The 8,757-nt window shown below is 44.7% G+C and carries 6 protein-coding genes; 1 reads left to right on the forward strand and 5 read right to left on the reverse strand.

Annotation, left to right across the window (positions count from 1 at the left end):
• A partial coding sequence (locus tag IT291_11360) for a YbhB/YbcL family Raf kinase inhibitor-like protein (protein ID MCC6221826.1) occupies positions 1-408 on the forward strand: 408 nt, incomplete at its 5' end.
• Between the two features lie 200 nt (positions 409-608).
• Here the strand turns inward: IT291_11360 and IT291_11365 are convergent.
• The 5 genes from IT291_11365 to IT291_11385 all read right to left on the reverse strand — a co-directional run.
• A complete protein-coding gene (locus IT291_11365) occupies positions 609-1,454 on the reverse strand; it encodes a mechanosensitive ion channel family protein (protein MCC6221827.1) in 846 nt (281 codons plus the stop codon).
• 15 nt (positions 1,455-1,469) lie between these two features.
• On the reverse strand, positions 1,470-2,225 hold the full coding sequence (locus IT291_11370; protein MCC6221828.1) for a DUF432 domain-containing protein: 756 nt from the start codon (positions 2,223-2,225) through the stop codon (positions 1,470-1,472).
• 26 nt (positions 2,226-2,251) lie between these two features.
• Positions 2,252-3,364: a magnesium/cobalt transporter CorA gene (gene corA / locus IT291_11375; protein ID MCC6221829.1), complete on the reverse strand. Its 1,113-nt coding sequence runs from the start codon at positions 3,362-3,364 to the stop codon at positions 2,252-2,254.
• Between the two features lie 86 nt (positions 3,365-3,450).
• Positions 3,451-5,034, reverse strand: a complete 1,584-nt coding sequence (locus tag IT291_11380) for a response regulator (GenBank protein MCC6221830.1) — start codon at positions 5,032-5,034, stop codon at positions 3,451-3,453.
• 240 nt (positions 5,035-5,274) lie between these two features.
• Positions 5,275-8,757 (reverse strand): hypothetical protein (locus tag IT291_11385; GenBank protein ID MCC6221831.1); only part of this gene is annotated, 3,483 nt, incomplete at its 5' end.

Below are 8,757 nucleotides of genomic sequence, written 5' to 3' on the forward strand. Positions count from 1 at the left end.
ACCTGCCAAGGGCAGGATATATCGCCTCCACTTAAATGGGAAGGCGCTCCGGCGGAAACAAAGAGTTTTGTTCTGATAATTGACGATCCCGATGCACCAGATCCGAAAGCCCCCAAAATGGTATGGGATCACTGGATTGTTTATAATATTCCTGCCTCGGTAAGTAGTTTTGGGGAAGGAATTACTCAGTTGCCAGAGGGCGCAATGGAAGGCTTAAATAGCTGGAAAAAAACCAATTATGGCGGCCCCTGCCCTCCCATTGGCCGGCATCGCTACTTTCACAAGATCTTTGCTTTGGACGTCATTCTGGAGGATCTGAACTCACCGACAAAAAAACAGCTAGAAACTTCAATGAAAAATCACATTCTTTCATCCGCAGTTTTAATGGGGACGTATCAAAAGAAATAGTTGAAATATCGCTAATATATTTAGAAAATCTAAACTGCTGAGGTTATACGGATGGCAGTAAGCTAAATCCGTTAACTCTAATGGCGCAGAATCCACCCACGCAAATCGCCGATTATTTTACTGAGATATTAGCAAAAAAATTCCGGCCCAACAGCTTATTTGTGGCACTATACCACTAAAACGTGCTCAAAAATTAGCAGTTAAGCAACACTCGAACCCGCATTAACCGGTATAGGTTTTGGATCGCTTCCCGCATAAAGGGAGATAGGGGAGAAGGGAATTTCGATTCCTTCTTGGTCAAAGCGTTCCCTAATTTCTTCCTTTATCGAGTTATTGAGGGCAAGATAATGATCCCCATGTGTCCAAATGGCAAAGAGTAGGTCAATTGACGAAGCAGAAAATTCCTTAAAAATAACCAGGGGTTCAGGTTCCTGCAAACAGTACGGATTGTTTTTGGCAAGACTCAGCAGCACTTCTCTTACTCTCTTTAGATCCGCCCTATAAGAAATGGGGATTTTTATATCAATTCTACGGATGGGAAACTTCGTAATGTTAATAACGGGGCTCTTGATCACCGTCTCATTGGGTATGCGAATGTAGCGATTATCAAAAGTGCGAATTTTTACGGACAAAATGTCCACCGAAAGCACGATACCCGTAACGTTCTCAATTGTAATAGTATCGCCCACTTTAAATGCCTCTTCTGCCAGCAAGAATATTCCACTTATCACATTCGAAATGCTAGTTTGCGAAGCAAAACCAACCGCAATACCAACTATGCCGGCAGCACCAAGGAGAGGAGTAAGACTAAAGCCCAGTTGATGCAGCACAGCTATTACAACTAGAGCAATGAGTCCATACTGCACGACCTTAGCAGCAATCATACCCTGCTGTGGAGAAAACCTACGCGATACAAATCTGTGCGTGGTGTTTCCAAAATAAAAACTAAGAGGTATCCCGATTGAAAGAAGAAATACGACAGAAAAAAAAGACAACAACGCTTTGGCCGAAAACAAGGCGAAAAACGAGGTCAATAAATCACTCATTACGCTAATTCCTTCTTATGACAATTCAGAAAACGTAGGTATAAACAGTCCACGTTTCGGAAACTCTCGAGAAGTGTTAATCACTTCACCACTTGGAGTTTCTAAAGGTGGGCCGCCGACAATACTAACTTGGCTAGCATCATTTAACCCCCTAAACGAAATCTTCATTTCGCTTGACCATAAACGTCCCTGATATTCGTATAGTGAAAGCCACTTAACTCGCAGACAAATTTGTTTTACTAATAGCTCTGCACTAGACGCGTTCTTTATCTGCAAAGGGCAAATTGCACAGTGCGAGTAATCGGCTTCAGCAGTTAACTGCCTACTAAAACTCGACCACAAAAAATAACACAACTCCCCCTCTGTAGAAGAACCAAACCAAGTCGAGAAAGGAATCACTGAAGGCACTTCGGTTAATATAGCCCCATCCTTGCTTGACGATTTTATAACAACCCACAAGGGAATATTTACAAGCACGCGCACCTGAGCACCAGCTTGCAATCTTAACGGCCTCTCTGTTTTCACGACAACCGCCCTGTCGGGAAACGCGGGAACGAGCTGAACAGATTCCATTTCCTTTTTTACTGCCCAACGCGTCCACGCGAGTCCAGACGCAGATTTATCTGACTCAACATCGTTGCCGTATACATGAGCAATCCACACTTCCCCATCTACAGACTTAAGAAACACGCTCAGATCCCCCAAAGCCCAGGCTCTCTGCTTGTCTTTAGGTATGCTGTGCTGGCCCCATACAAGTTTAGCTACATGCATAAAATCTTATCCCCGCATGAGGTAGCTTACTCATTGACAACCTCATCCTCATCTATTTCATCAGTCTCATCGCTTTTATCCGTTGAACCAAGCCAGCCTCTCTTACGAAAAAAAAGCAACATGCCGATAGCCAAAGAAACGATGACCACCCAAAACGCCGGGTAAGCCCACTTAAGCTGCAATTCAGGCATATAGTGAAAATTCATTCCATACACGCCGGCAAAAAAAGATAGAGGAATAAAAATGGTAGAAATAATAGTTAATACTTTAATCACCTCATTCATTTTATTGCTTAAGCCAGAAAGGTAAACGTCCATTAGCCCACTACATATTTCGCGATATGTCTCGATTACCTCTATTACTTGCGCGCAATGATCATAACAGTCGCGAAGATACACATGTGTGGTTTTCTTAAAGAGCTTACTGTCGTCGCGAATTAAAAAGTTTAACACCTCTCGCTGAGGAAAAATAGCTCGCCGCAAGTTAAGTAGCTCACAGCGGACGGTATAAATCGATTTTAAAATATCTGTCGATGGCTTCTCTATAACTTTGCGCTCAACCTCCTCCAAATATTCGCCCAAATCCTCTAACACGGGATAGTAGTTATCAATAATTGCATCGAGAAGTGCATACACCAAATAATCAGCACCATACCTGCGTATAGAACCTTTAGCTTGCCTAAGTCTCTGGCGAAGTTGATCGAAGATATCGCCGTAATTTTGCTGAAAAGTCAGCACAAAACCCTGACCGAGAAATATGCTAATCTGTTCAATATGCACAAGCGGCAGACTTGAAGTCTCTATCATAAACGTAGTTATGAATACACTTGAGTCATATTCCTCGGCCTTAGGTCGTTGGGGGATGTGAACTATATCGGAAAGCGCCAAAGGGTGAATGTCGAATATCTGGCCAATCTCGCGCAGCAGTTCCACATCGCCTAATCCCTGCACATCGACCCATGTTACAGACTTGCTCTTCTTCATTGGAAGCAAGTCACCTAACTCTGACGCCCCAACCTCCCGCTCCACCAAATGCTCACCAGTATAGTCAATGACATGTATACGAGGTACAATAGCCTCCAAGGGAACGACGAGTGCACCGGGAGGTGCACCAACAGGTGGGCGGTGTTTCTTAAACATATGTCATTAGACCGTTAATACTGCACTTATACAGTACAAGTGCTTGGTCTGGAAACTACCTAGCTCCGACCAGACCCACTATTAATCTAATGACTACGTCGTTCAGCTTGCGCTGGCAAGGTAAAGATAAATTTAGAACCCACTCCTAGCTGGCCTTCGGCCACTATATTCCCGCCGTGAGCTTCGACGATTTTTCGGCAGCTTGCTAGTCCTATTCCAGAACCCTCGTATTTATCCGCCGATTCTGGTATGCGTTTAAATAACTCAAATATTTCCTCTGCGTATTTCTCTTCAAAACCAATGCCGTTATCTTCTACGCAAATTCGGCAGGCAGTTGAAGTAGGATTGTTTTGTTTACTAGGCTCCGAATAAATGTGAACAATTGGCTTTGCGTTCGGTTTTCTGTATCGGATAGCGTTTGCAACTAAATTTTGCACAAGTTGCCGCATTTGCACGGCATTAGCCATCACTGTTGGAAGGTTATCGATCTTAACAGTCGCCTGCGCTTCGCTAATCACGGCGCTTAAATCCTCAACCACCTCTTTGGCAATAGTTGTTAAATCGACTAATTCAAGCTCACTCTCGCTATGCTCTATGGTTGCATAATCAAAAAGCCTGCCTATCATAATTCCCATGCGCATCGTCAATTCGCCAATGCGCGTTAAGTATTTGTGATTTTCGCTGTCGGGCTCAGCGTTATTTAATAGTAGTTCCGAGTACATGTAAGCGGTACTTAGTGGGGACTTAAGATCGTGCGATATCGTGTAGCTAAAGTCCTGTAGCGCCTTATTGCTACGCCTGAGCTCCTCATTAAGTTTTGCCATTTTTCGCGTATGCAGTGCGGCGTGAAGATGCGTCTTCATGCGCGCCATAAACTCCTCCTTTAAAAAAGGAGTGCGGATGTAATCGCTCACCCCAGCCTGAAAAGAAGTTAGCCTTTCCTCGTCGCTATATTGATGGGCCAATATTACGATGGGCACATCTTTGAAACCCAGATCCCTATGAACGAGGCGGCAGAGCTCTGAAGCCGAAATTTGATCTAACCCACTAATATTAACCACGAGATCAATTGATTCACCGTATTGTTTTAGTACTTCAGTGGTCTCTTCGCGATTAGATGTTTCAAAAATTCTTACGCCAAACTGCATCAAGGTGCTAGTCACCCGGCGTCGAATAGTCCTACTCCTATGCGCGACGAGAACGCCACATTCCTTATATAGATCGCCAGGTTTTAGAATTTCGTCTACCAGCGAACAGAGTTCGCCACTTTGATAAGATTTTACGATAAAGTCAGTCGCTCCAACCTCAAAACCCTTTATCCTTCCATCGATGGTATCATTGGCGGTAACAAAGATTACCGGCGTATTGCTAATATCGCGACTAGTAGTCGAACTATCCATTGACAATTTTCGCAACTTTTCACAGCTCTGATAGCCATTCAAGCCAGGCATTTCGATATCAAGGGTAATAAGTGCCACCTCATTTTCCACTGCTTTTTTCAGTGCCTCCTCGCCACTCTGCGCCTCAATGACAGAGTACCCACCGCTCTCTAATTCCTTTCTAAGCTTGCTTCTTACCAAATTGCTGTCATCAACTACGAGTATTTGCATGCCGTAAAACCTCCCCAAGTTTTCTGTAGCTATCTCTGTCGGTTCACAAACTCCTCTCATTAGTCGACAAACTTTAGGTCTTTCTTGATCTCAATATCTTGGTCGTATTTTTCGAGATGGCTCTTTCTTTCGACGCACCACAAAGAGGAGCAATTACAAGTAGTTACGTCTATACCATTTGCAAAAAGGATTTTTGTAAATGGTATAGACAGCAAGTGCGTAAGCACTTGCCAATAAACAACAAATACCGTTTCCAAAAAGTAAAATATTTAACTTACTTTTTGGAAACGGTATAACTCTCTAACGCACTGGCGTAGCCGAGGCAAAATCTAGTGTATCGCCAACATATCTGACCCTTAAAAGTTCAGACAATATCTTTGCTGTATTCTCTCCATTTACTAGCGCTAAACCGTAGCTATCGGCCTTCGTTCCATAAGTAGCGTATTCGTGCAATGGGAGTAGCGCTGAGCCATGAGGTGGCACGTGAAGAACAAAGTCGTCACTGCTATCGAGATGGCGCAGTGTAACATTAACTTCGCCTTCCTCTTCGCCAGTATTGGTTATCTTTAGCCAATTTTCCATTCCGAGAAATAGATTATACGAGCCGAACAATGGCCGCGCGTGAGCCTCTCTAGCCTGGGAGCCATACATGGCAGCAATACTTCCATCCGCTTCGCGCCTAAAGTAATACATGCCCTGAGCAATGATGGAGTTAGGCGCGGTAGGCTGAATAACTGCCACGCCAGTTTCACCTCTCGCCAATAATCCATCGCCAAATGCCGCGAGATGCTGTTGAGCATGCCCCGCTAGTTCCACTTCGCTACTCCACAATTCCACACCATCAGCATTAAAAAACCTAACTAGCACTTTTGTCGGGTGATCTAAAACGTTAATCAACTCAATCCAATTGTCCTCATTAAACTTATGACTTATTGGAATGTTCATTTCCCTACCGTTCCCAGCTTTGGCTTCCAGCGCAAAGGCAAAGTCAAATGCAGTTGCTGCCTGACCTACAGGCGCATTGCTACCATAGCGAATGAGTTGACCAATGTAAGGACTGTCGTTATCTGTCGGAATTATCTCGTGAAGCCCAACCACTGAGGAACCCAAACTAGCATGTCCGCCATCTATATCAGCACGCCCAAGAGCTGGAACTACTACATGGCGATTAGACATTTGCTCGCCACTCTGATTATAAGTCCTTACCGTAAACTTCTTCGGCTTGTCCGCTAAGTTCACCAAGGACAACCAATTTAGCACCGCATTTTCATGCTCAGTGGGGTTGCTGCTCGGCTGAAACGTGTTAAAGCCTACCGAAGTAACGCCCCGCGCAACATTGGAAAACGGCACATTAAATGCGTATTCAAAGGAACCCATCGCACTAGGTCGATAGTAGTAAACGCGCCCATCGATAATGCCAGCAAACTCCATCTTTACCAAACCATAAGGGCTCGTTTTAAAGCCGGGCATATCGTTAAGAATGAGGTCCACCTCGTTTTCTTTCGGAATAGTTACAACTCTGGCGTAAAGGAGATCCCCATTTATGGCAAAGAGAGATACCTTGACCTCCGTATCCGCTGCGAGCGGATTGACCAGTTCAAGCACATTTAGCATGTTCAATGCACTGTTATAGAGAGTGTATACGGGGCTATTTAGATACGACACAAAACTTCCGCGGTCGTTAGGATCTGTGCCATCAGCAATCTCCTGCCCATCAGTAACGCCGTCATTGTCTGAGTCCTTCGCCAAATCATTCTTTTCATCCGAACCATCTTTCTTCGCCGCCGGACACTGGCCAATCTCATCTCCATGCTCGAAGTGTGCGGGCAGTGCCACTATTGGAATGTAAATATTATGAGCTTTTTCAGAGTTACCTGGCGGTATATGACAGACGAGTATCTTATCGCCAGCGCAAACTCCGTCTTCCTTATCATTACCACCGCTCTTCTCTTGATTAAGCGTTGACTTCCCCACAAGTGCCTCGCAGCTGCCAAGCACGTCTCCGTGTCCTAAATGAGCCTTAACTGCGCTAAACGCAACCGAAAGAGTCTGCTCATTTTCAGGCTGTCCTGGCGGTATGTGGCAAAGGACAATCTTATTGTTTTGGCAAATATCTTCGCTATCGTCGCCAGATCCTGGGTCACTTGGTTCTGCAGGATCGTCATCTGGATCGCAGTTTTCCGTCAAACTATCGCAACCTGGATCTACTGGAGGCTGCTCGGCATCTGGCTCGTTGTATACTACATTTACTATAAAGCTACAGTCTGCCGTCGTATTAAGAGAATCCTTCCCAATGCAAGACACTGTCGTTGAACCCATTGGGAACGCACTTCCAGACAGATAAGAGCATTCTATGTCAAGACCCTCACCACTGCCGCCTCCAACAGATACATCGAAGTCAACCGCCACATCTGCGTTTGGCTGATCGGTTTCTACATTAATATCCTCACAACCAAATATCTCAAGCAATGGTCTATAATATACAAAAGCAGTAACAGTAGAAGTGTTCCCTATCTCGTCTACGGCCGTTACAAGCATTTTGTTTTCGCCTGGTTGCAATTTTATTTCCGTTGAGAAACTAGGATCTTCTCCACAATTAGTGCAAATTGCTATTGGATTACTATTGCCAAGCGAATATGAAAGCTGTGTTACATTTTTGTCGCTAGTAACAGAGCCGTACAATGTTATTGTCTCGTCGTTAGTTTCCTTGGGCAAAAACCCTAGGTTAATTTGCAGCTCCGTAGTTAAGGATATTACTTGTCCGCAGCCAACATCTAGTTCAATTGCTGGTAGCTCCGTATTGCTATAACCGCCACTTGGATTATTCGTAAAAACGGTTGGCGTAAGGACATATTTTCCCTCTGGCAAACTCATTACCACCTCTCCAGTGCTGCCGCTACCTTGATTTGAATAGGCGGGCGTGCCGGTGGCCATGCCATACTGCAGGTGGTATTTCGCTGGCTTGCCTTTATAATCTAGCCCCTCAAAACCGCCTTTAATTTCTGCTCGCGGACCCCATATATTTCCAGATAACGCCCGGTAATGAACTTTTACGGCACTAAAACAATAATCGTGGTTCGCAACTACAGTTTCTCCCGGAACTATTTCGAGCTCTGGTAGCAAATCGTTTATTATATAGAGTGCAGAAAACTGATAAGGCGTTTGAGAAGTTAGTGCAGTGTTTTCTCTGAATTGCAAAACTAGTTCATTTGCCTGCCAAATAGTCGCTTCTTGGTTTAAACCCCCTAAAGCCATTTCGTAATTGCCAGAAAACACGTTACTAGATAGGTCTAGTGAACCGTCAAAGCTAGTCCTCGCAGATCCACCAATAGAAGCAGTCGAGGCACCAACTACCTTTTTATAAGATCCATTTGCCCATACACCAGATAGTTCAACCCTTGGATTATCGGCGATACCGTTGCCATCGGAATCATTATCCGCGTCTCGGGCCAAACCGCGTAGTAAGAAGCTCCCCAACTCAGGCTTAGGTCCTGTAAGCGTAATTGCTCCCTTGACGTAACCTGGAGTGATTACCAATTTCTCTCCAATATCAGTAGTTTGCCCAGCTGCTACGAGAACCCCAGGATTTATTATTCCTACAGTAGGCGTTAAGAAATACTGCGCGCGATAGCCAGTTCCGAAAATCATCTCTCCCCTCATTGAATACGCCTTATTGGGATACGCTGCATCTGAGGGCACAAGATTTATCAAGGAAAACTCGCCTTGAGACGGCGTTACATTCAATGTGGCAAAGCGCTCATTCCCCAGGGGGCCATCAAAGGC

The sequence above is a fragment of the Deltaproteobacteria bacterium genome, from assembly GCA_020845775.1.
Taxonomy (GTDB): domain Bacteria; phylum Bdellovibrionota_C; class UBA2361; order SZUA-149; family JADLFC01; genus JADLFC01.